Source organism: uncultured Gordonia sp. (assembly GCF_937858515.1).
Taxonomy (GTDB): domain Bacteria; phylum Actinomycetota; class Actinomycetes; order Mycobacteriales; family Mycobacteriaceae; genus Gordonia.
The window spans coordinates 1-25,746 of sequence record NZ_CALLZT010000169.1 but is presented as its reverse complement, the minus strand read 5'-3'; the positions used below and the strand labels follow the sequence as shown (position 1 = coordinate 25,746).

20 protein-coding genes and 1 pseudogene are annotated in these 25,746 nt (G+C 65.4%); 16 read left to right on the top strand and 5 right to left on the bottom strand.

Features of this window, described 5'->3' with window-relative positions; genetic code table 11:
* Positions 1-11 precede the first annotated feature (11 nt).
* Both Q0627_RS16315 and Q0627_RS16310 read right to left on the bottom strand, forming a co-directional pair.
* Entirely contained in the window at positions 12-338 is a 327-nt protein-coding gene (locus tag Q0627_RS16315) for a transglycosylase family protein (protein ID WP_298811447.1), read from the bottom strand.
* Between the two features lie 331 nt (positions 339-669).
* Positions 670-1,065, bottom strand: coding sequence for a VOC family protein (locus Q0627_RS16310; protein WP_291015035.1), 396 nt, complete (start codon positions 1,063-1,065; stop codon positions 670-672).
* Between the two features lie 77 nt (positions 1,066-1,142).
* Here Q0627_RS16310 and Q0627_RS16305 point away from each other — a divergent pair, with 77 nt between their 5' ends.
* On the top strand, positions 1,143-1,913 hold the full coding sequence (locus Q0627_RS16305) for a TetR/AcrR family transcriptional regulator (RefSeq protein WP_291015037.1): 771 nt from the start codon (positions 1,143-1,145) through the stop codon (positions 1,911-1,913).
* 4 nt (positions 1,914-1,917) lie between these two features.
* Here the strand turns inward: Q0627_RS16305 and Q0627_RS16300 are convergent, their stop codons facing one another.
* Positions 1,918-3,942 (bottom strand): CocE/NonD family hydrolase, encoded by a 2,025-nt coding sequence (locus Q0627_RS16300; RefSeq protein WP_291015040.1) that lies wholly within the window; start codon positions 3,940-3,942, stop codon positions 1,918-1,920.
* Positions 3,943-4,268: 326 nt separating this feature from the next.
* On the opposite strand from Q0627_RS16300, the gene Q0627_RS16295 reads away from it, so the two are divergent.
* The 6 genes from Q0627_RS16295 (at position 4,269) to Q0627_RS16270 (ending at position 13,325) form a co-directional block, all read left to right on the top strand.
* Complete coding sequence (locus tag Q0627_RS16295) at positions 4,269-5,519, top strand: ABC transporter substrate-binding protein (protein ID WP_291015043.1); 1,251 nt, start codon at positions 4,269-4,271, stop codon at positions 5,517-5,519.
* A 126-nt stretch (positions 5,520-5,645) separates the two neighbouring features.
* A complete protein-coding gene (locus tag Q0627_RS16290; protein WP_298811444.1) occupies positions 5,646-8,429 on the top strand; it encodes a branched-chain amino acid ABC transporter permease/ATP-binding protein in 2,784 nt (927 codons plus the stop codon).
* Positions 8,426-9,172, top strand: a complete 747-nt coding sequence (locus tag Q0627_RS16285; RefSeq protein ID WP_291015047.1) for an ABC transporter ATP-binding protein — start codon at positions 8,426-8,428, stop codon at positions 9,170-9,172. Before Q0627_RS16290 ends, Q0627_RS16285 begins: the two co-directional genes overlap by 4 nt.
* Before the next feature lie 196 nt (positions 9,173-9,368).
* Positions 9,369-10,907, top strand: a complete 1,539-nt coding sequence (locus Q0627_RS16280) for an FMN-binding glutamate synthase family protein (RefSeq protein WP_291015050.1) — start codon at positions 9,369-9,371, stop codon at positions 10,905-10,907.
* Positions 10,908-10,956: 49 nt separating this feature from the next.
* On the top strand, positions 10,957-11,928 hold the full coding sequence (locus Q0627_RS16275; protein ID WP_291015052.1) for a glycoside hydrolase family 43 protein: 972 nt from the start codon (positions 10,957-10,959) through the stop codon (positions 11,926-11,928).
* A 113-nt stretch (positions 11,929-12,041) separates the two neighbouring features.
* Positions 12,042-13,325 carry a condensation domain-containing protein gene (locus Q0627_RS16270; protein WP_298811441.1) on the top strand — a complete coding sequence of 428 codons (1,284 nt, stop codon included), beginning with the start codon at positions 12,042-12,044 and terminating at the stop codon, positions 13,323-13,325.
* 162 nt (positions 13,326-13,487) lie between these two features.
* On the opposite strand, the gene Q0627_RS16265 is transcribed toward Q0627_RS16270, so the two are convergent.
* Positions 13,488-15,077, bottom strand: a complete 1,590-nt coding sequence (locus tag Q0627_RS16265; RefSeq protein WP_291016219.1) for a glycoside hydrolase family 32 protein — start codon at positions 15,075-15,077, stop codon at positions 13,488-13,490.
* Between the two features lie 286 nt (positions 15,078-15,363).
* Here Q0627_RS16265 and Q0627_RS16260 point away from each other — a divergent pair, with 286 nt between their 5' ends.
* The 5 genes from Q0627_RS16260 to Q0627_RS16240 all read left to right on the top strand — a co-directional run bounded on the left by Q0627_RS16260 (position 15,364) and on the right by Q0627_RS16240 (position 20,947).
* A complete protein-coding gene (locus tag Q0627_RS16260; protein ID WP_291016226.1) occupies positions 15,364-16,239 on the top strand; it encodes an oxygenase MpaB family protein in 876 nt (291 codons plus the stop codon).
* Positions 16,240-16,266: 27 nt separating this feature from the next.
* Positions 16,267-17,604 carry a cytochrome P450 gene (locus Q0627_RS16255; protein ID WP_291016221.1) on the top strand — a complete coding sequence of 446 codons (1,338 nt, stop codon included), beginning with the start codon at positions 16,267-16,269 and terminating at the stop codon, positions 17,602-17,604.
* Positions 17,605-17,626: 22 nt separating this feature from the next.
* Positions 17,627-18,466, top strand: coding sequence for an SDR family oxidoreductase (locus Q0627_RS16250; RefSeq protein ID WP_298811437.1), 840 nt, complete (start codon positions 17,627-17,629; stop codon positions 18,464-18,466).
* 121 nt (positions 18,467-18,587) lie between these two features.
* Entirely contained in the window at positions 18,588-19,700 is a 1,113-nt protein-coding gene (locus tag Q0627_RS16245; RefSeq protein WP_291016223.1) for a ferredoxin reductase, read from the top strand.
* Between the two features lie 8 nt (positions 19,701-19,708).
* Positions 19,709-20,947 carry a fatty acid desaturase gene (locus tag Q0627_RS16240; protein WP_291016224.1) on the top strand — a complete coding sequence of 413 codons (1,239 nt, stop codon included), beginning with the start codon at positions 19,709-19,711 and terminating at the stop codon, positions 20,945-20,947.
* Between the two features lie 161 nt (positions 20,948-21,108).
* Here Q0627_RS16240 and Q0627_RS16235 read toward each other — a convergent pair whose 3' ends face one another.
* A complete protein-coding gene (locus tag Q0627_RS16235) occupies positions 21,109-21,435 on the bottom strand; it encodes a transglycosylase family protein (protein ID WP_298811435.1) in 327 nt (108 codons plus the stop codon).
* A 444-nt stretch (positions 21,436-21,879) separates the two neighbouring features.
* Here Q0627_RS16235 and Q0627_RS16230 point away from each other — a divergent pair, with 444 nt between their 5' ends.
* From Q0627_RS16230 to Q0627_RS16215, 4 genes and pseudogenes are all read left to right on the top strand, one after another.
* Positions 21,880-22,665, top strand: a complete 786-nt coding sequence (locus Q0627_RS16230) for an enoyl-CoA hydratase (protein ID WP_291017059.1) — start codon at positions 21,880-21,882, stop codon at positions 22,663-22,665.
* A gap of 301 nt (positions 22,666-22,966) precedes the next feature.
* Entirely contained in the window at positions 22,967-24,253 is a 1,287-nt protein-coding gene (gene urtA, locus Q0627_RS16225) for an urea ABC transporter substrate-binding protein (protein WP_298811432.1), read from the top strand.
* A 142-nt stretch (positions 24,254-24,395) separates the two neighbouring features.
* Entirely contained in the window at positions 24,396-25,283 is an 888-nt protein-coding gene (gene urtB, locus Q0627_RS16220) for an urea ABC transporter permease subunit UrtB (RefSeq protein ID WP_291017054.1), read from the top strand.
* Positions 25,280-25,746 (top strand): annotated as a pseudogene (locus Q0627_RS16215) (urea ABC transporter permease subunit UrtC); the annotation flags it as partial. The gene urtB and the pseudogene Q0627_RS16215, both read left to right, overlap by 4 nt.

The following is a 25,746-nucleotide window of genomic DNA, read 5'->3' as shown; positions in this document are numbered from 1 at the left end:
GTGCGGCGTGCCTACAGGTAGGCGCCGCACACCGGCCATGCGCCGGGGCCCTGGCCGGCCAGGGTGTTCTCGGCGACGCGGATCTGCTCTTCACGCGAGGCGTAGTGCGGGCTGCCGGAGCCGCCGTAGGCCTCCCAGGTGGATTGCGAGAACTGCAGGCCGCCGTAGTAGCCGTTGCCGGTGTTGATTCCCCAGTTGCCGCCGCTCTCGCACGCGGCCACAGCGTCCCAGTTGTGGCCGTAGGCAGATGCGGTAGCAGTCGCCAGACCGAAGGGAACCGCGGCCAGGGCGCCGATGATTCCGGCGCGGGCTGCGAACTTCTTCATGCTGGTGGTCATTGTTTCCTCCTGTCGTCCGCCCCGTGTTGGGCGGTGCGATTCTCGGACCGGTGACGACATTAGCGGTTAATAACGTTCGGGTCACGCCGCATTTGTGACCTGCGGTGATCCGATAACAGGCGGGTAACTCGGTGGATTCTAGGTAAATCTCCTGCATATTCCATGTATTGGTGAACAATCAAACATGAGAAATGAAAACGAATTTGTGACCGACAACACCAACAAATTGTGAACCCAATCACTCAGATCTTGCTGCCGCGCGGCCGGCCGTCGCAGATTCCGCGCCTTGTGTCGCTCGGCGCGACAATATGCGGAGTTTCCGATGGTCCCGTCAGAGGGTGGGGTCGGGGGGCTCGACCCATTGGACGAGTTGGTAGATGACTCCGTTGGGGTCGGCCATCTGGAAGTAGCGTTCGCCCCACGGCTCGGTCTCGATCGGGGTGACGATCTCGACACCCGCATCGCGCAGGCGCATGTAGTCACCGTCGATGTCCTCGACGGTGAACACCACGAGGAGCCCGGTGGCGGTGCCCGCCGCGGAGGCTGGTTTGAACGTCGGTAGGCCGGTGCGCAGGTAGATCAGGTTGAAACCGGCGTCGGGATGGGCGAGCGAACAGAAGCCGTCCGCGGACATGGCCGCGTCGAAACCCAGGTATTTGCGGGCCCATTCGGACGATGCCTGCACGTCGGCGACGTTGACGGAAATGGCTGATGCGGTGATCTGCACGGCGGCTCCTTCGATTCGGGTACTCTATACATTGTATAATGTACATCGTATAACGGGAGCGTGCCAGAATTGTTCCCGTGACCGACAACAGCACCGGGGCCGGCGAGCCCAGCCGTACTCTCGCGCTCCTGTGGGGTGAGCAACCCGCCCCGTCGCGACGTAAGGGGCCGGCGCGGTCGGTTACTGTCCGGCAGGTCGTCGATGCCGCACTGTCTCTCGCCGACGAACACGGCCTGGCGGCGGTTACCGTCCGCGCGGTCGCCGAGACCGTCGGGGTGTCGGCGATGTCGATCTACACCTACGTTCCGGGCAAACCGGAGCTGCTCGATCTGATGGTCGACACCTGTTACGCACGCATGGAGCGCAGGCCGTGGGGGAGGGAACTCTGGCGCGGCCGGCTGACGGTGGTGGCGGACGACAATCGCGGATTGCTGGTCGCGCATCCGTGGCTGACCGAGGTGGCCGCGCTGAGCCGACCACCACTCGGGCCCGGCGTGATGGCGAAGTACGAACACGAACTGGAAGCTCTGGACGGCACCGGACTGTCGGACCTCGACACCGACGCCGCCCTCACCTACCTACTCGGATTCGTCCAGTCGCACTGCCGGTCCGCGCACGACGCCGCCCGGACCACCACCGATTCGGCGATGTCCGACGCCGACTGGTGGGCGGCCAACCAGCCCATCCTTGCCCGGGCCTTCGACCCCGAACGCTATCGGCGGGCAGTGCGCATCGGCGCCGCCGCGGGCCAGGCACAGGGCAGCGCCTGGAACGCCGGCCGCGCCTGGGAGTTCGGGCTCGCCCGCACCCTCGACGGCCTGGCGGCGCTGATCGATCCGGTGCGCTGAACCGTCACGGCAGTGGCTGCGACGAGCCGACTGTCACGTAGCTCGGCCGGGACGGGTCGAGCTGAATGTGTTGCGGGCGCAGCTTCGACGCGTTGAGCAAGGGACGCAACGGAAGTCCCTTGGCCATGTTCATCGCGTACACGTCTATCCGCAGCCGGTGGCCCGGCTTGAGCAACAGGTCGGTGCCCAGCAGCCCGATGTCGACGGCCGTCGGCCGGCCCGGAATGATCCTCGTGCGTTTGGCCAGCGACAGATACGTGTACGGGTCGACGACGTCACCATTGGGTGCGAACTGCGAGCGCGCCGGGTCGTAGGCGGCCAGGGAGGCCACCGTCTGACCGGTCGTGAGCTGCGTCGACGTCCCGTCGGGTGCCACATCGTTGAGGGTGGCCACCCAGTAGCCGTCAGTGGCCTCGTGCACGGCATTCAGACGCACATTGGTGGGACCGCTGATCACTGTCGCCTTCCGGACTGGCGCCGAGGTGAAGGTCAGTGCCCCCGACTCGGCGATCCGCGAGTCCGTGGTGCATGCCGGGAACGGAACCGTCATGCCGATCAGCGCCTGAGCGGAGTCCCGCGAACACAGTGTGCTCAGCCCGGGCGCGACGGTCAGTCGCCGTGCCGATCCGGGCTGGTGGATCAGCGAACCGTCACGGGCGGCCGACGGCGCGGTACCGCTGCGCTTGGCGGACAGGTACATGCGCTGATAGCTCATCCCCGGCCGCGGAAAGTCGGTGGCGGTGCTCCAGCCGTTCCCGTGCTGGTACAGGGTGGCAGGCCCGAACCGATCGATACCGTTGTCGATTCCCTTGAGCCACTTGTCGAACCATGCCTTCTGCAGCACGTCGACGCGTGGTGGCTGTCCGGCACCGCCCATCGTGTCGCCCATGGTCCCGTGATAGGTCGGACTCATCACGAGCTGCTTCTGCCCGGCGGGCAGCCGCATCTTGCTGAACATGGCGAGTTCGTCGTAGGTGAACAGATCGAACCAACCGCCGATGATGAACGTAGGCACCCGGATTCGGTCGGCATGGTCGAGGTAGGCGCGGCGGATACCGCTGTCCGGGTTCACCACCGCCGCCACCTCGGGCGAGAGTCTGGTGGTGCTGGGGTTGGTCAGCGCCTCGATCAGGAGCGGGTAGAACGTGCCCGGGTCGCGGGCCCGGTCCCTAAGCCAGGTCCAGTCGAACGTTCCGTTGAGCATCGACGCGACGTTCGGGATGAGTTTGGTGCCGTTGATCGCGGTGAGCCAGCCGGGCAGGAAGCCGATGCCGACGGCGCCGCCCGGCGCGACGATCGAATGCACCAGGTCACCGCCCGGAACGACGGGGAAGATCGCTTTGAGATGTTTCGGGTTCTTGTTGGCGGCGTAGATCTGATTGATGCCCGAATACGAGCCGCCGGTCATACCGATGTTGCCGTCGGACCAGCGTTGCCGCGCCGCCCAGTCGATCACTTCGAGGGTGTCCTGCTGCTCGCGCTGCTGGAAGACGTTCCAGGTGCCCTGCGAGAAGCCGGTGCCGCGTACGTCGACCACGATCTGGGTGTAGCCGTCCCGGACGAGCCGGTAGTCGGCACCGAGGGCCCGGATGGCGCCGCCTTTGACGACGCCGAGGAACTGCTGGGCACCGGCGATCGGGGTGCCGCTCAGATTGACCGAGTCGACGAACTTCTCGACGGCCGGCCAGAGTATGGGGTCGCCCGCGGCCACGCCGCCGAGCGCGGAGATCAGCTTGGTGTACGGGGTGAGGTTCACCAGCGTCGGAGTCTTGGTGTCGATCGGGTGGCCGCGCCGATCCGCCGGCCGGTAGATGTCGGCCTTGAGCACCACTGCGTCGCTCATCCGGATGGCCACGTCACGCTGGACCGCGACCTTGGGATACCTGGGCGTCGACCGGTAGTCCGCGGTCCAGGATCGTCCGGACGCACCTCCCGCCGGATCGGCGTCGGCGGTGGGAACCGGCCCGCCGGTGACGAACAGGAGTGCGGCGGAGACCAGCAGTGTGGCCAGGCGAGCGCGGGAACACATGGTACGAAGACTCCGAACTGTTCCAAGGATGGGGCTGGTCGGAGGATAGCGGTTGCACAAACCCCACCGGTAGCCCCCGGCGAGGAGATTATTGCGATGCCGGGGGCTATCGGTGGGGTTTGTGACGGAGCGGTTGAGCGAGAATGTCGCGATTGTGTCATTCGGACATATATGTGATGGCGTTCGGCTACTGTTCGGCTCGGGACGCCTCCACGGGGGCATGGGGCGAGGGGTGCAGCCGCGGAACGGCGAGACCCCGCCCGGCTGTGTGGATCGCCCTGGACTGTCGAACTGTGCTGTCCGGCAATACATTCCGAAGGGATCACATGAAAACTGCACTCTCCCTGAAGCGGGTCATGCGTGCGTCCGTCGCTGTCGGTGCCGCAGGTGCCCTCGTGTTCGGCGGGCTCACCGCCTGCTCGTCCGACGACGACGACTCCGACTCGGCGAGCAATCCCGCCGGCAAGACCACCGAACTGCCGAGCAATCCGGCCACCGGCGATCCGATCAAGATCGGATTCATCGCGTCCGAGGGCGGAGCGGTGCAGATGCCGATGCTGCGTACCTCGGGTGAGGCGGCGGCCAAGTACCTGAACGAGAACGGCGGCGGCATCGGCGGCCACAAGATCGAGCTCGTCGTGTGCAAGCAGTCCGAGGAGCCGGCGTCGGCCACCAAGTGTGCCAACGAGATGGTGGAGAAGAAGGTGGCCGCGGTCCTCACGCCGCTGAGCTCGCAGGGCGCGGTGATGCTGCCGATCGTCACCGGCGCGAAGATTCCCTACATTGCTCAGGCGCCCGTGTCGCGGGCCGAATTCATGACGCCCGGCGCGTACATGCTCTCCGGTGGCACCCTGGCAGTGCTCTCCGGGCAGGCCGTGACTGCGGCCAAGGACGGCATCAAGAAGTTCACCGTCCTCATCGGTGACAGCGGCGACGCCGCCACCTCGGTGAAGGCCATGGCCACCCCGATCTTCAAGCAGGCCGGGGTCGAGCTCAAGGTGGTCGTCGTCCCGGTCGCCTCGGCCGACCCGACGCCGGAGATCACCGCGGGCCTCGCGGACAAGCCCGGCGCGGTCACCGTCCTCGGTGACACCCGCCTGTGCGTGTCGTCGATGAAGGTGCTGCAGTCGGTGGCCCCGGACGTGAAGAAGTACCTCATCGCCAGCTGCCTGGACAAGCCGGTCTGGGATGCCATCGGTGGTCAGGACAAGTTGATCGGCGCCAAGGCCTTCACTTCGGTGAACCTGTCGTCCGACGACCCGTCGGTCATCCTGTACCGCAGCATCATGGCCAAGTACGCGCCCGACGACGACCCGCAGGGTCTGGGCTACCTCGGCTACCAGGTGGTCATGGCGCTCGGAGCAATCGGCAAGGACATCAAGGGTGTCACCTCCGATGATCTGCGTACCGCGCTCACCACCGCCAGGGACGTGCCGCTTCCGGCGGCTCCGGGCCTGACCTTCACCTGTGACGGCAAGGCGATGCCGATGCTGCCACCGCTGTGCGGCAAGGCGATCATCGCCTCCGACGTCGCGGCGAACGGCAAGTTCGAGAACAGTACGGTGCTCAACAAGTAGCGGGCTCACCCGCGAATGAATCCCTCCGATGTCCCGGTCCGGGCGTGCGGCTATCACACCGCACGCACCGGCCGGGACATCGGCGGATACGTGACCGCCTGATCTACCGACACGTTTAGAGGACTCATGACCGACCATTTCGCATTCCTGGCGCTGGGCCTGGGCAATGGTGCCGTCTACGCCGCGCTCGGTCTCGCGCTGGTGATGACCTACAAGAGCTCCGGTGTGGTCAACTTCGCCACCGGTGCGGTTGCCCTGTACGCCGCCTACACCTACGCCTATCTGCGGCAGGGGGAGTTGCTCAACCCGATCCCCGGCCTCGAACCGCGGATCGACCTGGGTGGCAGGCTGGGCGTGTTGCCGGCGATGGTGGTGGCGGTCGTCATCGCGTCGGCTCTCGGGGTTGTGTTGTATCTCTTGATATTTCGGTGGATGCGGACGAGTCCGCTGCTGGCTCGGGCGGTCGCCGCGATCGGTGTGATGCTGATCCTGCAGGCGCTGCTGGGCCTGCGCGTGGGCACCAACGCACCCACGGTGAAGGCAATCTTCGCCTCGGGCACCTTCTCCATCGGCGACAGCGTGGTGCCCGTCGACCGGTTGTGGCTGGCCGCCGTGGTCGTGGCGCTGGCGATAGGCGCCGGACTTGTGTTGCGGTTCACCAGATTCGGTATTGCCACCGAGGCCGCGGCCGAATCGGAGAAGGGCGCGCTGCTGACCGGGTTGTCGCCGGAGAAGATCGCCATCAGCAACTGGGCGCTGTCGTCGGCGACGGCGGCGATCGGCGGCATCGTGATCGCGCCGATCGTTCCGCTCAACCCGGTGGCCTACACGATGTTCATCGTGCCCGCGCTCGCCGCGGCGCTCGTCGGCAACTTCGCCTCCGTCGGCGTGACCGTCGGCGCGGGCATCGCCATCGGCATGTTGTCATCGGAGGCCACCAACCTGCAGTCCACCATCGGATGGTTCCCCGACGCCGGTGTGGCCGAAGCGGTTCCGCTGATCCTGATCATCGGCTTCCTGCTCGTGCGCGGACAGCCGCTGCCGAGCCGCGGGATGGTCGCCCGCAGCGACATGGGGCGCTCGCCTCGTCCGCGGAACATCTGGCTGCCCATGGTGATCGGCGGCCTGGTGATCGCCATTGCGCTGATGGTCACCAGCGGTCAGCTGGGCAACGCCCTGGTCACCTCACTCATCTTCGGTATCATCGCGCTGTCGCAGGTGGTGATCACCGGATATGCCGGACAGGTGTCGCTGGCCCAGCTCATGCTGGCCGGTGTGGGTGCGTTCAGCCTGTCCCGGCTGACCACCGACCTGGGGATACCGTTTCCGATCGCACCGATCCTGGCGGCGGCGATCGCCGGTGTGGTCGGGCTGGTCGTCGGGTTGCCGGCGCTACGGGTTCGCGGTCTGCCGCTCATGGTGGCCACCATCGCGCTCGCGGTGTTCCTGGAGGCATTCTGGTTCCGGAATCCTTCGTTCAACGGCGGCATGCAGGGTGCGCCGATCGAGCAGCCGTCGCTGTTCGGTATCGATCTGAAAATCGGTGCGGGAGAAGGATATCCGCGCACCGCGTTCGGGATCATGTGTCTGGTCTTCTTCCTGCTGGTGGTGGCGGGCGTGGCCTGGCTGCGGAATTCGACACTGGGCGCGTCGATGCTGGCCGTGCGCGCCAACGAGCGGTCGGCCGCCGCGGCGGGAATCAACGTCGGCGTGGTGAAGCTCGCCGCGTTCGCGATCTCGGCGTTCATCGCCGGTATCGGCGGCGCCCTGATCGGCTATCAGCAGACGCTGGCCAACGCGTCGTCGTACACGGTGTTCCTCGGGATCGGCCTGTTCGCGGTCGTCTACATCGCCGGCGTCACCTCGATCAGCGGCGGAATCCTCGCCGGGGTGATGGCCTCGGGCGGCCTGCTGTACTTCGCAATGGAGAAATACCTGCACTTCGGGGACTGGTACGCACTGCTCGCCGGCGTGCTGCTGGTGGTGACGGTGATGGCCAACCCGGACGGTCTCGCCCACTACATCCACGAAATCCGGATTCCTGGTTTCGGCACCAAACTCGGCGACGACAAGCCCGTCCTCGACGCCGCGCAGGATATCGACGCCGGAACCATCGCGCCCGCCGCCGATGCACCGACCGGCGGGGTGCTGCTCGCGGCCACCGCCGTCGGTGTTCGCTACGGCCCGGTGACCGCGGTCGACGACGTGACCTTCGAGGTCCGTGACGGTGAGATCGTCGGTCTGATCGGTCCCAACGGAGCCGGCAAGACGACCCTTATGGACGCGATCAGTGGTTTCGTCCCCGCGACCGGCCGTATCGCGCTGGCCGGTTCGGAGGTCGGCGGGCGGGCGCCGCACCGCCGTGCCCGGGCGGGACTCGGCCGCACATTCCAGGACATCGAACTGTATGAGGAACTGACCGTCGCCGAGAACATCATGGTCGGGGCTTCCCACAGCGGTGGCCACGGCGCCGAGTCGGTGCGAGCGGCGCTGGCCCTGCTCGACATCTCCGAACTCGCCGACGTCGGCGCCGCCGACCTGTCCCAGGGGCAACGGCAACTGGTCTCGGTGGCGCGGGTGCTGGCCGGCCGACCGCGGGTGGCGCTGCTCGACGAACCGGCGGCCGGACTCGATTCGCTGGAAAGCCAGTGGCTCGGGCAGCGGCTGCGGGCGGCCCGTGACCGCGGGGTCACGATGCTGCTCGTCGACCACGACATGGATCTGGTGCTCGGAATCTGCGACCGCATCATCGTTCTCGATCTCGGTAGGGTGATCGCGTCCGGCACCCCGGACGAGGTGCGCGGCGATCCGGCCGTCGTCGGTGCCTACCTGGGCACGCCGGCCTCCGCGCAGGCCGCGCCCGGCGAGACCACCGCCACCACCGTCGATACCAAGAAGGTGCATCCATGAGCGTTCTGCAGTGCAGCGGGTTGTCCGCGGGCTATGCGCCGTCGTCGCCGGTGGTACGTGGCCTGGATCTGTCGATCGGCGAGGGTGAGATTGTGGCGCTGCTCGGTCCGAACGGCGCGGGCAAGACCACATTGCTGACCACGCTTGCCGGTCTGCTGCCGCAGCTCGCAGGCCGGGTCGAGGTGGCGGGTGCGGTACTGCCGTCGGGCAACGCGCGGGCCGCGGTGCGATCGGGCCTGGTCCTGGTCGCCGATGACCGCGCACTGTTCCGCAAACTCACCACCGAACAGAACCTCGCACTCGCGATCTCCGTGGGCGGGTGGAATCCCGCCGCCGCCCGCGCTGCCAGAAAGTCCGCCATCGAGGGCGTGCTCGGATATTTTCCTTCGCTGCGGCCACGCCTGAAGATCGCCGCCGGGCAACTTTCCGGCGGCGAACAGCAGATGCTCGCCATCGGGCGGGCGCTGCTGCAAAAGCCGAAGGTGCTGCTGATCGATGAACTCAGCATGGGGCTGGCCCCGGTGATAGTCGAGTCGATCCTGCCGGTCCTGCGTGAGGTGGCCGCCACCGGGACCTCGGTGCTGCTTGTCGAACAGCATGTGCGGATGGCGCTTGAGGTCGCCGACCGCGGCGTCGTGCTGACGCACGGTCAGGTGGTGCTTTCCGACGACGCATCCGCGCTGTCGGCCGATCTGGGCCGCGTCGAGCGGGCCTATCTCGGTGGGGCCGCCGCACAGGCGTAGTGATCGGCGGTGGCCCGCGACGGCCGCGTTGCCCCAAATAGCCGGAACGCGACGATGACCCGAGGGACGCGCGCGTACTCGTGGGTACTCGGTCGGCTTGACCGGGTTGGCGCAATGGCGCCCGCGCGGTTGCCCGATGGTGAACAATGGCAGCCGACCGTTCGCTTTTCGCAGCCCCGAAAGGTGCGTGCTGGTTATGTCATCAAAATGGACAAAAGTGTTGCCGTTGGCCCCGATAGCGGGTCTGGCCGCCTGGGACCTGCTGCAGAAACATCATGCTGTTCTCCGGAACTTTCCGGTGGTCGGCCATGCCCGATACCTGCTGGAGGAGATCGGGCCGGAACTGCGGCAGTACATCGTCTCCGGCAATGACGAGGAGCGACCGTTCAGCCGCAATCAGCGGCGCTGGATCTACGCGTCGTCGAAGCTGGAGAACAACTACTTCGGGTTCGGTGCCGACAACGACACCGAGTTCACCCAGGGTTACCCGATCATCAAGCACCGCACGTTCTCCGACATCGCGCCTGCCACGCAGGTCAATCATGGAGTGCACGGCGACGTCATCCCGGCGGCGAAGGTGCTCGGTGGCCATCGGGAGCGTCGTGGGGCGTTCCGGCCGGCATCGGTGGTGAACGTGTCGGCGATGAGTTTCGGTTCGCTGTCGTCGGCAGCGATCGAGGCGATCAATCGTGGCGCCGCCCAGGCCGGAGCACTGCACAACACGGGCGAGGGCGGGTTGACGCCGCACCACCTGCACGGTGCGGATCTGACACTGCAGATCGGCACGGCATATTTCGGATGCCGCGACAAAGCGGGCAGATTCGACATCGCCAAACTCAAGGACACGGTGGCCGCCAACCCGGTCCGGGCCATCGAGATCAAGCTGAGCCAGGGCGCCAAACCCGGTCTGGGCGGCCTGCTTCCGGGTGCCAAGGTCACCCCGGAGATTGCCCGGATCCGTGGTATCGAGGAGGGCCAGGATTGTGCGAGCCCGTCTCGGCACACCGAATTCGACAGTGCCGATTCACTGCTGGACTGGGTGGAGATGCTCGCCGACGAGACGGGGGTACCCGTCGGAATCAAATCGGCCGTCGGAAATCTCGACTTCTGGTGTGAGCTGGTCGATCTGATGAGCATGACCGACCGCGGTGTCGATTTCATCACCGTCGACGGTGGCGAGGGCGGAACGGGAGCGGCCCCACTGATTTTCAGTGAATCCGTGGCATTGCCGTTCCGCCTCGGATTTGCCCGCGTCTACGAGTTGTTCGCGCGCGCCGGGATCGCCGACCGGGTGGTGTTCATCGGGTCGGGAAAGCTCGGCCTGCCCGACAACGCGGTGGTCGCCTTCGCACTTGGTTGCGACATGGTGAATGTGGCGCGCGAGGTGATGATGTCGATCGGTTGTCTGCAGGCGCAGAAATGCCACACCGACAAGTGCCCGACCGGCATCGCCACTCAGGACAAGTGGCTCGCGCACGGACTCGATCCGACCATCAAGGCCGATCGTGCCGAGAACTACATCCGGACGCTGCGGCGCGACCTGCTCAAGGTGTCCGAGGCGTGCGGTGTGCCGCATCCGGGACTGATCAGCACCGGCGATCTCGACATCCTCAAAGGCCACGAGTCGGCGAGGTCGTTGCGTGAGGTGTACGGCTACGAAGCGAAGTGGGGCCTGCCCAACGAGTTCGACGCCGCCGAGATCGTCACGATCATGACCGGGCCGGCGCACGCGTAGTGCAGGGGTCGCCCGGCGCGGGTACCCGGTGATGCGCGACACTGTGCTGATGACCGAGATTCGCAGGCCCGTCGTCGCGGTGCTCACCGCCCTGCTCGCCGCTGCGGGATTGTGCTTGTCCGCGGGAGTCGTCAGGGCCGACGAGACGCCGCAGTGGCGATACACGCTGGTCGGGTTCAGCAACGACAGTGCCCGCGACATGGACGTGTACGAGTCGGCCGACGGGACCGATTTCACGGTGGTGCGCAAGTCGGCTTACCGGCCGCCGACGGGCTACGTACGGGACCCGAGCATCATGCGGCACGCCGACGGCCGGTACTACGTCGTCTACACCACTGCCGCCGGCGCCACCATCGGTATCGCGCGCAGCACCGACCGCCGAACCTGGCAGCATGTGCGGACCATCCCGCTGCCGCTGTGCTGCGCCTTCCTGCATGGCACCGGCGACGGCACGGGCTCATCGGCGCCACCGCCGCTGTCCGGGTCGGCCGGGTTCGATGAAGGTCCGTCGCTGTCGCCGTTCACCACCAAGGCGTGGGCGCCCGAGTGGTTCGTCGACGGTGGCCGGGTGAACATCATCGTGTCCCTGTCCACTGGCGGCGGCTTTGTGCCGTATCTGCTCACCGCCACCGATTCCTCACTGCGGCAGTGGGGTTGGCCGATTCCGATCCTCGGCATCGGCGCCGACCATATCGACACCACCGTGATCAAGGTCGGCTCGCGGTATCACGCGTTCACCAAGAACGAGACCAGGAAGGTCATCCAGCACGCCGTCTCCCCCACCCTTGTGGGACCGTATTCCTTTGTGCGGCCCGGTAACTGGGGATCGAAGGTGGAGGGTCCGGCCGTCGTGAAACTGCCGAACGGCAAGTGGCGCATGTACTTCGACGCCTACACCAAACGCAAGTACCTGTACTCCGACAGTGCCGACCTGACCCATTGGTCGGCGCCGAAGCAATTGCCCGGACTGTCGGGAACGGTACGTCACTTCAGCGTCCTGCGGGAACCGGCCAGGCCATAGATTTTCTGGCCGAACGGCATCCCGCGAGGGCGTATGCCCCTGCGGGAGGCCGTATCGCCGGAAAGTTGACGCGATCCGCGTCGCATTCCTGCCCGACCTGCCATTCTGTCCTCGTGCAGGAACTCAGGGTCACCTCGCTGGACGAGGCATTTGTCAATCTGGCCAACGATGCGGTGATGTCGGTGCATTTCGAGGTCCGGGTCGCCGGTCGCCTCGACGCCGACAAGCTCACCCGGGCGATCAAGGAGGCGATGGCGGCGCATCCGCTCTCGCGAGCCCGGCTGCGGGCGCCGACCCTGGGGACCCGGACCCTGACCTGGCAGATCGATGACGAGGCCGACTTTTTCGCACTCGAGGTGGTTGACGGGCCTGCCGGACCGGCCCGGGACCGGTTGCAGTCGTTGTCGCCGGACCTGTCCGCGAGTCCGCCCTTCCGCGCGATGCTGGTGCGCGAGGACGGTGGGGATCGACTGATCCTCAACTGCCACCACGCCGCATTCGACGGGATGAGCGCCATGCGGTTCACCACGTCGATCGCGCAGGCGTACGCCGGTGACCCGATCGACCTCGACGGCCCGACCCTGGAAGATGCCCGCAACCTGCGCAAGCTGGTCGGTTCCCGATCCATCGAAGACCTCAAACCCCGGGTCGCGAAGGTGGGCAAGGACATCCTGAACCGTCGCCGGATCGCGCGGCTCGCTCCGGAGGGCGGCATGCAGACCGGCCGCGACCACATCGTGTCGCATCTGAAACTGACCGCGGACGAGGTGGCGACGGTCTCCGGCAAACGACCGAAGGGCGCCACCCTCAACGATGTCGCGATCGCCGCGCATGCCCTGACGATCATCGGCTGGAACGCCGGCCGCGACGTCAAGCCTGCCGACACGGTGTCGGTACTGATGCCGGTGAATCTGCGGGCCAAGGAATGGTCGAACCATGTGGTATCCAATTTCGCGAGCTATCTGACGATCTTCGTGCCCACCGATGTCACCGACCTCACGACGGCCACCGAAATCGTCCGGGACGAAACGCAATTGGTGAAGGAGAACGGCGCCGCCGGCTGGATCGTCGACATCCTGGAACCCGGCAACAAGCTGCCCGCGGCACTCAAGCGCGGACTCACCTCGATGCTGCCGCTGGTGGAACGGCAGTTCGTCGAGACCACCGCGCTGTCGAACCTGGGGCGCCTGGCCATCCCGGACTTCGGCGATGCCGGAGCGGTGACCGAGGCGTGGTTCTCGCCGCCGCCGCTCTCGCCGACGGTGCCGATCGCCCTCGGCGTGGCGGGACTTGGCCGCGAAATGTTCCCTGGCTTCCCCGGCGGCCGCCGCGCCCTCGACGCCACTGCCGTCGACCGTTTCGCCGCCTCGTACCGCACGACTCTCCTGGAGGGCTGACCGTCGAGATCGGTGTGGCAGTCGTCGAGAACCAGCCGGACCGCTGATAGATCGGCGATGAACGATCATCACTTCTCGTCTACTCTGTTGTTCGCGCATTTCGAGGAGGCCCTCGGTTCGGCTCATTGAACCGGCCGCCAGCCGACCGATGAACCCGAACTGTCAGTCCATGGTGGTGACGGTGAGAGTGCGTAGGTGGGTCCGGCCACCGTCGGAATCCACCGAGATCGCGGTGCTCGACGGGTTCGGGAACACGAGGTCGGTGATGGCGTGTGTGCCGCGCTGTGCGAACACCTCCACCGACGTGGTGTCGACGTAGACGTCGAGATCGAGGGCACCTGCGCGGAGCGGTACCCGCACCGACTCCACGGACGGGAACAGGGGGCCGAACAGGATGTTTCCCGAGCGTGTGCGGTCCACCGACAGGGTGCCGGTGGCGACGTCATAGCTGATCCGGGTGCGTTCGGTGCCGTCGGCCGAGCGACGCACGGTGACGCCGAAACTTTTCGCCGATCGGTGGGTGAACTCGGCGTGGACGCGGTAGGTGCGGGCGCGGACCGGAAGCCTCATGCCGCCGCGTCCGACGGTGATGCCGTTGCGGGAGTATGTCTTTCGTCCTCCGGTGGCGAGTGGACCAGTGACGCGGGAGACCAGTGCGGGTTTCCCGTGGACGGTACGCAGTCTCAGCTCACGCGGCAGGGTCATCGCTCCGCGCCACCGGCCGGTCGGCGTTTGCTGAGCGTAGAGCCAGTTGCTCATCCACCCCAGCATGATCCGTTTGCCGGCCGGGGCGTCATTGAAGGTGACGCCGGCGTAGAAGTCTCGGCCCTCGTCGACGAACTCCGGTGGGCCGTCGGCGGTGAATCGCTCGCCGTCGAAATCTCCGACGAAATAGCGGGTGCCGGTGCCCTTGAGCAGTTTCGGCGATACGTCCGCGGCGGGTGGGAGTACGTCGACGGTCGCCGGGTTGTGGCTGACCACCAGAACCCACTTGACTCGATCCGGATTGCCGTCCACCGGCAGCGGGAACAGGTCGGGGCACTCCCAGATGCCGCGGTAGTCGCCCCGGGGGCCGAACTCGCTGAGCGGGCGCCACTTCTTCAGGTCGTCAGAGCGATACAGCACCACCTTACGGTCGAGTGCTTCGACGGCCACCATCACCCAATAGCGTTTCGACGGGCCGTCGTCGTACCAGAACACCTTGGGATCGCGGAAGTTCGTGGACCGGCGGTCCACGACCGGGTTGCCGCGGAACTTGCTCCACGTCGCTGCGCCGTCGGTGCTGTAGGCCAGCGACTGGGTCTGGCGCCCGCTCCGGTACTTGGCGGTGTAGATCGCCACCATCGGCGGGTTGTCGGCGGTACCGAAGCCGGAGGTGTTGTGGTGGTCGACCACGGCTGAGCCCGAGTAGATCTGGGCGTCACGGTCGCCACCGATGGCGACCGGAAGTTCGCGCCAGGTGCGCAGATCGGGGCTGACCGCATGCCCCCAACTCATGTTCGCCCAGCCCGGCCCTGACGGATTGTGTTGGTAGAAAAGGTGATACTGCCCGTCCCGGTAGACGAGTCCGTTCGGATCGTTCATCCAGTTCCGCTTCGGCGTGTAGTGAAGGAGGGGTCGGAACGGGTCTGCCGGGTTTGCGACTGCCGGCGCGGTCGACGTCGCCGCAGCGGTGGCCAGAATCGCGGTCGCCAGGACCGCTGCGGCAGACCTGGAGCGCCTGCCGGGCCCGCGGCGAGATGACGGTTGCACCTGTGGGTTGTACCAGGACGCCCGGCATGCGGTCGACTCCGCGTCCGCACACCGCTGGGACGGATTCGGGGCTGGTTGTGCCGCTGCTCACGTGCTATCTTGAGCATCAAAGAAACAAACTCTCTGATCTATTCCAACAGCTCGGGGTGCGGAGAGTTCGAGGCTTGGGAGTAACTCGGTGACCATCGCTGACAGCACCACACCCGATACGGTCCTCTCCGGGGATGCGGCCACGCGGAACGACTCCGCCCCGTCCTTCGAGGAAGGCGTCCGCCAGGCGCGGCCGATGCCGGTGTCCACCGCCGTGGCGAACCAGGTCGAGCCGCTCGGGCCGAACTCGCTGGTGTGGAAGTACTACGGCGACAACCGGCAGATCCTGGGATTCCAGCGTGTTGCCGGTACCGAGAACTGCATCGAACAGCTCGCCAAGGGCGTCGAAGAGCATTCGGTGATCTTCTCCGACTTCAAAGGACGTGCCGAGCGTACGGTGCCGCCCATCATGAGCACCGTCTACAGCGCCGATCCGCACGGCTGGGGCCGCAAGGTCCGCGACTTCCATCGCAACATCAAGGGCACCATCGACAGCGACGGATCGTCGTACCACGCGATGAATCCGGAACTGTTCTACTGGGCGCACGCCACCTTTGTCGACCAGGTCATCTACGTCACCGACACCTTCATCCGGCGCCTCAGCCACGCCGAGAAGGCGCAGATGTTCGAGGAGAGCAAGCGCTGGTACGCGCTGTACGGCGTCAACGACCGCGCCGAGCCCCAGACCTACGAGGAGTTCCTCGCCTACTGGGACGAGATGCTCGACCGCTTCGTGCCCACCAAGACCATCGTGTACGCCACCGGTTACCTGCGTAAGGGACTGCCGCGGCCCAAGCAGGTGCCGGCGCCGGTGTGGCGGGTGGCCTCGATTCCGATGAACTCGCTCCTGCGCACCCTCGTCATCGGTACGCTGCCCCAGCAGATGCGCGATGTGTGCGACCTGCACTGGGACGGCCGGATGCAGAAGCGCTTCGACCGGATGTCCGCGCTGATCAGGGCGCTGAATCCGGTCATCAACAGGCTGCCGGTGGCCAAGCTGTACTCGCCGTGGGCGGTCGAGGCCTGGGAGCGGACCGGTGTCGATCCCCGGCCGATCAACAACGGAAAATAGCAGCCCGCCTTATCAGGAGTTCCCGAGATGACCAGCTACCTTGCCGAGGCACCCGCCGGCAGCGGATTGAAATCGGTCCCGTGCTCGAACATTCCGGGCGTGATCGAGGTGCTCTCCACGCGCCGCGACCCCTACGCCAAGACCGCCAAACGTGTGGCGCAGATGGGTCCGATCTCGGGCATGAACGCCTTCGGCCTCAAGATCGTCAACGTGTCCGGGGCCGCCGGGGCGCAAGAGATCCTCATGAACAAGGACAAGGCGTTCGCCAACGGTCCGGCGTGGAGCTACTTCATCGGCCCGTTCTTCCATCGCGGCGTCATGCTGATGGACTTCGACGAGCACCGCCACCACCGCCGGATCCTGCAGGCGGCGTTCACGCCCACCGCGCTCAAGGGCTACCTGCAGGAGATGCAGCCGGTGATCGCCGACCAGGTGCATCAGCTGCCGACCGGCCGGGTGGAGATGTTCAGCTGGATCAAGCAGCTCACCCTGGACGTGGCGCTTGAGGTGTTCCTGGGTGTCGAGCTACCGCGCGAGGAGGCCGACAAGCTGAACAAGGCGTTCATCGAGACGGTCGCGGCGGGCACCGCCCTCGTGCGCAAACCCGTACCCGGTGGGCGCTGGTGGAAGGGTCTGCGTTCGCGCAAGGTGCTCGAAGAGTTCTTCTACGCCAACATCGCCGAGAAGCGCGCCCGGCAGACCCCCGATCTGTTCTCGGCGCTGTGCCACGCCGAGAGCGAGGACGGCGACAGATTCACCGACGAGGACGTGGTCAACCACATGATCTTCGTCCTGATGGCCGCCCACGACACCTCGACGATGACGATGTCGCAGATGGTGTACTGGACGGCCAAGAATCCACAGTGGCAGGATCGCGCCCGGGCACAATCGCTCGAACTCGAACCGGAGATCGGCTACGACACACTGGGCAAGTTCACCGAACTGGACCTGATCATGCGCGAATCACTGCGGATGTGCCCACCGGTCCCGGCGTTGCCGCGGATGGCGATCAAGGACACCCAGATTTTGGGTCACTACATTCCTGAAGGTTCGATCGTGGCGGTGCTGCAGCAGACCAACCATCGTGATCCGACGTATTACACCAATCCGAATATCTTTGATCCCGAACGCTTTTCACCCGAACGAGAAGAGGACCGCGGGCACCGGATGGCGTGGGCGCCGTTCGGCGGTGGAGCACACAAATGTATCGGGCTGCATTTCGGTCAGATGGAGATCAAGACCGTGATGCACCGGCTGCTGCGCGAATTCGAATGGTCGGTGCCCGACGGCTACGAGGTGCCGATGGACTACAGCTCGCTGCCGGTGCCCAAGGACAACATGCCGGTCTACATCCGCCGGCGCTGACGAACGACGATCAAGGGGAGACATGGGCAAGACCTGGAGCCGCGCCGCCGCGCCGTCGGTGGCGGGCAAGATCGTCGCGGTCACCGGCGGTGCTCGTGGAATCGGTTTCCGCACAGCGCAATTGCTCACCGAGGCCGGTGCCGTCGTGGCGATCGGCGACGTCGATGCCGACGTGGTGGCCAAGGCGGCCGCCGACATCGGGATCGATGGTGGTCATGTGGACGTGACCGACCGCGCATCGTTCGAAGGCTGGCTCGACGGAGTCCAAGAGCGGCTCGGACCGCTAGATGTCCTGATCAACAATGCCGGGATCATGCCCGCCGGAGCATTTCTCGACTACGACCCGGCGCTGATCCGTCGCACCGTGGAGATCGATCTGCTCGGGGTGTACACGGGTTCGCAGCTGGCCGCCCGGCGGATGGTCGACCGCGGATCCGGTCATATCGTCAACATCGCGTCGGTGGCCGGACGTCTGCCGACGCCGGGGCTCAGCATCTACAACGGCGTCAAGGCCGGTGTCATCGAATTCTCCGAGGCGCTCGACGCCGAGCTGCTCCCACTGGGTGTGCGCGTGTCGGCGGTCCTGCCGACGTTCACCCGTACCGGATTGATCTCCGGCCTACGGACCAACTCCGTCGTGCAGGCGGTCGAACCCGACGACGTGGCCGAGATCATCGTGAAAACCATTGCGCAGCCGCGTGTCCGGGTGACCGCGCCGAAGACCATGGCCTGGGTGCATGGCAACACGTTGATCGGTGCCGGGGTGAAACGGCGCATCCGGCGGTCGACCGGTCTCGACCGGATGTTCCTCGACTACGACACCGGCGCACGGGCTGAGTACACCGAACGCATCGCAAGGTAACTCCACTCCCAGGCCGCCCCGGAGGGGCGGGTGGCGCAACATTCGGCAATGTGTGATGGATGCCACATTTCCGGTGTACGGTCGTGAACTATCCGCAGCCCCGGATAGTGAGGACACCCGTGTGAACCTGCTGAAATGGAGTCAGCGACCCGCGGTCGGCGTAGACGCCAAACGTCCCGAGCACAACATCGTGCGCGGTCTCGTAGCGCGTGCGACCACCCCGCTGCTGCCCGACGACTACCTGCATCTGATCAATCCCCTGTGGTCGGCCCGCGAGTTGCGCGGCCGGGTCGTCGCGGTCAAACGCGAGACCGAGGACACCGCCACTGTCCGGATCCAGACCGGATGGGGATTCCCGGAAACCTACAAACCGGGCCAATACGTCGGCATCGGCCTGCAGATCGGTGGTCGCTGGCATTGGCGGTCGTACTCGCTGACCTCCATCGGGGAGGCGACGGCCAAGACGATCTCGATCACAGTCAAGGCCAACCCCGACGGATTCCTGTCGACGCATCTGGTCGAGGGCGTGACCCCGGGGACGATCATCCGCCTGGCCGCGCCCAAGGGCGACTTCCATCTGCCTGAACCGCTGCCGTCGAAGATCCTGTTCATCACAGCGGGCAGCGGGATCACCCCGGTGATGTCGATGTTGCGTCATCTGGTCAAACGCGGCAATGTCCCCGATGTCATCCATATCCATTCGGCACCGACACTCGATGACGTGATCTTCCGGGATGAGCTCGAACGGATGCAACGCGACGTCGACGGCTATCACCTGCAGTTGCAGGCCACCCGGTCCGACGGCAAGTTCGACCTGGCCGCACTGGACGCACATGTATCGGACTGGCGTGAACGGCAGTGCTGGTCCTGCGGCCCGATCGCGCTGCTCGACGATATGGAAAAGCACTACGAATCCAACGGCCTGCGGGGACTGCTGCACATCGAGCGGTTCGCAATCGCTCGCACCGATCACGGCGGCGAAGGTGGCACCGTCACCTTCGGAAGATCCGGTAAGACAGCCGAACTTGATGGCGCCACAACACTTCTCGAAGCCGGGGAGGAGCTCGGGGTGCAGATGCCGTTCGGCTGCCGGATGGGTATCTGCCAGACCTGCGTCGTGCAATTGACGTCCGGCTATACCCGCGACTTGCGTACCGGCGAAGAGCATCGCGAGGGCGACCGGATCCAGACCTGCGTCAGTGCCGTCGCCGGCTCCTGCACGCTCGACCTCTAGGGTGACACATGGCCATCACAGACATCGATGCCTACGCACATCTGACGGACGCCGACATCGAGATCCTCGGCGCCGAGTTCGACGCCATCCGCCGTGACATCGAGGCGGCGCGCGGTGAGGAAGACGCGCGCTACATCCGGCGGGCCATCACCATCCAGCGTTCGCTGGTGGCCGGCGGCAGGGTCGTGCTGCTGTTCAGCAACCGCAGACCGCTGTGGTTGCTGGGCACGGCGCTGCTCGGTGCGGGAAAGATCATCGAGAACATGGAACTGGGCCACAACGTGATGCACGGTCAGTGGGACTGGCTCAACGACCCGGAGGTGCATTCGACCACCTGGGAGTGGGACAACACCTGCCCGTCGGTCCAGTGGAAACACTCACACAACTTCGTGCACCACAAGTTCACCAACGTCATCGGGATGGACGACGACGTGGGCTACGGCATCCTGCGGGTGACCCGCGACCAGGAGTGGGAGCTGCGGCACCTGGGAAACCCGATCTACAACTTCCTGCTCGGCACGTTCTTCGAGGTGGGGGTGGCCCTGCACCACCTCGAGACGGAGAAACTGCGCAACAAGGAGAAGACGTATGCGCAGGCGGCCAAGGATATGCGGCTGGTCGGCAAGAAGGTGGGCAAGCAGGCTGCCAAGGACTATCTGATCTTTCCCGCGTTGTCGCTGAAGAACTGGCGCAGCACCCTCACCGCGAACTTCACGGCCAACATCATCCGCAACTACTGGGCGTACATGGTGATCTTCTGCGGTCACTTCCCGGACGGGGCGGAGAAGTTCACCGCCGAGGAGTTCGAGAACGAGGATCAGGCGCGCTGGTACCTGCGGCAGATGCTGGGGTCGGCCAATTTCACCGCCGGACCGCTGATGCGGTTCATGAGCGGTAACCTCAGCCACCAGATCGAGCACCACATGTATCCGGATCTGCCGAGCAACCGGTACGAGGAGATCGGTGTGCGGGTGCGCCTGCTGTGCGAGAAATATGACCTGCCGTACACGACGGGCTCGATCCTGCGTCAGTATGCGCTGACGTTCCGCACGATCCTCAAGCTGTCATTGCCCAACAGCATGCTCAAGGCGACATCCGACGATGCCCCGGAAACGTCGTCGGAACTGCGGTTCGACGTTCTGGAGGGTATGTCGATCGAGTTCGGCGTCGATCCGGACACCGGAAAACGGAAGGGACTGCGCACGGCGCTGAAAGCACTCAGAACGGCACAGGTACGACCGGCCTGACCGGGATCGACACCGGGTCTCGGTGTTGTGGAGGAGGAGGCCGGAACGCCGAAGGGCGGCCCCGTGACGGGGCCGCCCTTCGGTGGCTGTGAGGGTCAGTACCCTGCGCTGGGCGCGGGGATCCCTCGGTCAGGCTGCTGTCTATCCGGTGAGCGGGTGGCTCACAGGTAGGCGCCGCACGTCGGCCATGCGCCGGGGCCCTGGGTGGCCAGGGTGTTCTCGGCGACGCGGATCTGCTCTTCACGCGAGGCGGTGTGAGGCATGCCGTAGCCGCCGTTGGCGGCCCAGGTCGACGGCGAGAACTGCAGGCCGCCGTAGTAGCCGTTGCCGGTGTTGATTCCCCAGTTGCCGCCGCTCTCGCACGCGGCCACAGCGTCCCAGTTGTGGCCGTAGGCAGATGCGGTAGCAGTCGCCAGACCGAAGGGAACCGCGGCCAGGGCGCCGATGATTCCGGCGCGGGCTGCGAACTTCTTCATGCTGGTGGTCATTGTTTCCTCCTGTCGTCCGCCCCGTGTTGGGCGGTGCGATTCTCGGACCGGTGACGACATTAGCGGTTGATAACGTTCGGGTCACGCCACGTTCGTGACCTGCAATGGGTCGATAACAGACGGATAACAGGATTGTATTTCGGTAAACTGCCTGCGTAGCCCACATATTTGTCAATGAGCCAAGAAATGAACTGGAAAGCAAAATGTGACACAGAACACCATTGAATTGTGAAGCCAATCACTCATATTTCCTGATTTTGTCCGAGAAATCCTCGCCGATTGTCCTCGGATTCGCGGTCCGGGGAACTTGGACCCGTCTGAAACCGGTGCTCAGGATCGGGTGAAATACGCACGGAAACCCTGTTGACTGGGGTTGTCCGAGTCACCCGAGAAAGGTAGATGAACGTGGATCACACCGAAACACACGCGAGCGGCCCCGCAGATGTGGCGGCAGTCACTCCCGGACCTGTCGCAGTGGACGTCGAAGCGCCGCTGGGCATCATCACCCTGGCCGCTCCACGTCGGCGTAACCCCCTGTCGACCGACACGATGCGGGCGATCATCGCGGCCCTGCGTGAGCTCGGGGAGAACGACGAAGTCAGGGTGGTGATCGTGCGCGCCGAGGGGCCGGCCTTCTCCGCCGGCCACGACCTGGCCGAACTGCGCGACCGCACGCTGGAGGACGAACGCGCCGTATTCGACACCTGCGTGGAGCTGATGACCGCAGTACACGACCTGGACCGTCCGGTGATCGCGGAGGTGGCCGGCGCCGCATTCGCCGCCGGCTGCCAGCTCGTGGCCACCTGCGATCTCGCCGTCGCGTCGACCGAGGCCACCTTCAGTACCCCCGGCGTGCGGATCGGGCTCTTCTGCTCGACACCGATGGTGGCCCTCACCCGGGCGGTGGGCCGCAAGCGCGCGATGAAGATGCTGTTGACCGGCGATCCGATCGACGCGGCCACCGCCGCCGACTGGGGGCTGGTCAACGACGTCGTCGAACCCGGAGAACTGGCCTCGACGGTGCGCGGGCTCGCCCTGCGGATCGCCGGTTCGAGCCGGTCGACGGTGTCCATCGGCAAACGGGCCTTCTACGCGCAGGTCGACGCCGCCGAACCCGATGCCTACGCGTTGATGGCGGAGACGATGGCCGGCAATGCCGTCACCTGCGACGCGCAGGAGGGGATATCGGCGTTTCTCGGCAAACGGGCGCCGGTATGGGCCGACCGCTGACCGTTCCTGAGCGGCGTGGACGCGAAGACCCGTCGGCACTGTCGCCGGCGGGTCTTTTGTTTCGCGAACCAGATATGGTTCGAAAATTCTGGTGGTAACGAGCCGGAAACCGGTTGTTTATGTGGATTCACATGGCGGTAACACACCGGCCCTATCTTTCTCTCTTGTATACAAACCCTGTATACGCGGTTGAACCGCCCCGGGTGTTCAAAGATGATCATGCTGCACCGACGGAATTGTTTTCCGTGTTGTAGTCGCGGCATACCCGGTGTCATCAGAGATGCTCAAGAAAGGCTCCCTTATGCCGTCAGACTTCCCGACGCGAACAGGTGCGTCCCGCCGTAGAAGCCCCCGCCGACTCGCCCTGGCGCTGCCGGCCGCGTTGTCGGTGGTGGCTGTGGCGCTGAGCGCCTGCGGTGCCTCCGCCGACGACGAGAGCTCGTCGTCGGCCGCATCGTGCGTGGACACCTCCGGCAGTAAGATCAAGGTCGGCTCGCTCAACTCGCTGTCGGGAACGATGGCGATTTCCGAAGTCACAGTTCGTGATTCGATCAAGCTGGCGGTCGAGCAGATCAATGCCTCCGGCGGTGTGCTGGGCAAGCAGATCGAGTTGGTCGGCGAGGACGGTGCGTCGGAACCGACGGTGTTCGCGGAGAAGGCCGAGAAGCTCATCAGCGGAGACTGCGTGGCCGCGGTGTTCGGTGGCTGGACCTCGTCGAGCCGCAAGGCGATGCTGCCGGTGTTCGAGGACAAGAACGCCCTCCTGTACTATCCGGTCCAGTATGAGGGCCTGGAATCGTCGAAGAATATCTTCTACACCGGTGCCACCACCAATCAGCAGATTGTTCCCGCCCTGGACTACCTGAAGGAAAAGGGCGTCAAGTCCATTTACCTGGTGGGCAGTGACTACGTCTTCCCGCAGACCGCGAATCGGATCATCAAGGCATACGCCAAGGCGAACGGAATCGAGATCAAGGGTGAGGACTACACCCCGCTCGGCTCCACCGACTTCTCGACCATCGTCAACAAGGTGCGTTCGGCCGGTGCCGGGGCCGTGTTCAACACCCTCAACGGCGACTCCAACGTCGCGTTCTTCCGCGAGTACAAGAACGTCGGCCTGACCCCCGCCAAGATGCCGGTCGTGTCGGTGTCGATCGCCGAGGAAGAGGTGGGCGGCATCGGTGTCCAGAACATCGAGGGCCAGCTCACCGCGTGGAACTACTACCAGACCGTCGACACCCCTGCCAACAAGGCGTTCGTCGAGGCGTACAAGGCCAAGTACGGTGCCAAGAAGCCCACGTCCGACCCGATGGAGGCCGCCTACACCTCGGTCTACCTGTGGAAGAAGTCGGTGGAGAAGGCCAACTCGTTCGCGGTGCCGGACGTCCAGAAGGCCGCCGGCGGCGTGAGCTTCGACGCGCCCGAGGGCACCGTGACGATCGACGGCGAGAACAACCACATCACCAAGACCGCCCGGATCGGTGAGATCCGCAACGACGGCCTGATCTACACGGTGTGGGATTCGGGCAAGCCGATCGATCCGGACCCCTACCTCAAGGGTTACGACTGGGCCAAGGGCCTGGGATAGCACAGGCCTGGGATAGCACGGGCCTGGGATAAGGCGGGCCTGACAACCCTGTGACCGCTTCGGGCCGGTGCGGGCATTGCCGCGCCGGCCCGAAGTGCCACCTGTCGCCCTGCCGGGGTGACCGACGTAGAGAGGAAGAGGAGTGGAAACGCTGGTAGGTCAGACGTTCACCGGTCTGAGTCTCGGATCCATCCTGCTGCTCGCGGCACTGGGCCTGACGCTCACTTTCGGCCAGATGGGCGTCATCAACATGGCGCATGGCGCCTTCATCATGGCCGGTTCATACACCGCGTACACCGTGCAGGAGCACATCGTCTCCAATGCCGATGTGTCGCTGTTGGTTTCGCTGGTCATCGGATTCATCGTCGCCGGCCTGATGGGTGTGCTGCTGGAGGTGACGCTCATCCAGCGGATGTACGACAGACCGCTGGACACCTTGCTGGTGACCTTCGGCGTCGGGCTGGTGCTGCAACAGCTCGCCCGCGACATCTTCGGGGCGCCCGCCGTGTACGTCGACGCGCCCGGATGGCTCGACGGCTCGTTCGACATCCTCGGGGCCGTCGTCCCCAAGACCCGCATCTTCATCATGGTGCTCGCGGTGGTCTGCGTGTGCGCGGTGGCCGCCGCGATGCGCTACACCGCGGCAGGCCGCCGGATCAGAGCCGTCGTGCAACACCGCGACCTGGCCGAGACGAGCGGCATTTCGAGCCGCACCACCGACATCACCACCTTCTTCGTCGGTTCGGGGCTGGCGGGCGTCGCGGGCGTCGCGCTGACATTGATCGGTTCGACGAGCGCCAACACCGGAATGTCGTACCTGGTGGACGCCTTCCTGGTCGTCGTCCTCGGCGGACTCGGCCAGATCCGCGGTGCGGTGATCGCGGCATTCGCTCTCGGCCTGCTCAATTCATTCATTGAATACAGCACCACCGCATCGGTGGCCAAGGTCGTCGTTTTCGTCATCATCGTGATCGCATTGCAGATCAAACCGCAGGGCCTGTTCACGGTCCGGACGAGGAGTCTGGTGTGAGAAACAATCTGGCAAATAGCTGGAAGGTGTACGCCGGCTTCGCAATTGCCGCGATCGTGCTGTTCGCGATCGCTCCGGCGCTGCTGTCGGACTTCCGGCTCAATCAGCTCGGCAAATACCTCTGCTTCGGTATCGTCGCCGTCGGAATCGGTCTGGCGTGGGGGCGCGGTGGAATGCTCACCCTCGGTCAGGGCGTGTTCTTCGGTCTCGGCGCCTACATGATGGCGATGCACCTGAAGATCGCCGACGCCGACCTGCGCGGCCAGGATGTGCCCGACTTCATGCAGACCGCGGGCCTGACCGAACTGCCCGGCTACTGGGTACCGTTCGCGTCGCCTGTGGTGACCATCGTGGGCATCGTCGTCATCCCGGTGCTGGTCGCGGTGATCCTCGGTCTCGGCGTGTTCAAACGCAAGGTCAAGGGCGCCTACTTCGCGATCCTGTCGCAGGCGCTGGTGGCCGC

Excerpts from the sequence above, each read along its gene's own strand:
- Q0627_RS16315 (WP_298811447.1), bottom strand. The coding sequence starts at position 338 with ATGACCACCAGCATGAAGAAGTTCGCAGCCCGCGCCGGAATCATCGGC.
- Q0627_RS16300 (WP_291015040.1), bottom strand. The coding sequence starts at position 3,942 with ATGTGTTCCCGCGCTCGCCTGGCCACACTGCTGGTCTCCGCCGCACTC.
- Q0627_RS16295 (WP_291015043.1), top strand. The coding sequence starts at position 4,269 with ATGAAAACTGCACTCTCCCTGAAGCGGGTCATGCGTGCGTCCGTCGCT.
- Q0627_RS16290 (WP_298811444.1), top strand. The coding sequence starts at position 5,646 with ATGACCGACCATTTCGCATTCCTGGCGCTGGGCCTGGGCAATGGTGCC.
- Q0627_RS16285 (WP_291015047.1), top strand. The coding sequence starts at position 8,426 with ATGAGCGTTCTGCAGTGCAGCGGGTTGTCCGCGGGCTATGCGCCGTCG.
- Q0627_RS16280 (WP_291015050.1), top strand. The coding sequence starts at position 9,369 with ATGTCATCAAAATGGACAAAAGTGTTGCCGTTGGCCCCGATAGCGGGT.
- Q0627_RS16275 (WP_291015052.1), top strand. The coding sequence starts at position 10,957 with ATGACCGAGATTCGCAGGCCCGTCGTCGCGGTGCTCACCGCCCTGCTC.
- Q0627_RS16260 (WP_291016226.1), top strand. The coding sequence starts at position 15,364 with ATGCCGGTGTCCACCGCCGTGGCGAACCAGGTCGAGCCGCTCGGGCCG.
- Q0627_RS16255 (WP_291016221.1), top strand. The coding sequence starts at position 16,267 with ATGACCAGCTACCTTGCCGAGGCACCCGCCGGCAGCGGATTGAAATCG.
- Q0627_RS16250 (WP_298811437.1), top strand. The coding sequence starts at position 17,627 with ATGGGCAAGACCTGGAGCCGCGCCGCCGCGCCGTCGGTGGCGGGCAAG.
- Q0627_RS16240 (WP_291016224.1), top strand. The coding sequence starts at position 19,709 with ATGGCCATCACAGACATCGATGCCTACGCACATCTGACGGACGCCGAC.
- Q0627_RS16235 (WP_298811435.1), bottom strand. The coding sequence starts at position 21,435 with ATGACCACCAGCATGAAGAAGTTCGCAGCCCGCGCCGGAATCATCGGC.
- urtA (WP_298811432.1), top strand. The coding sequence starts at position 22,967 with ATGCCGTCAGACTTCCCGACGCGAACAGGTGCGTCCCGCCGTAGAAGC.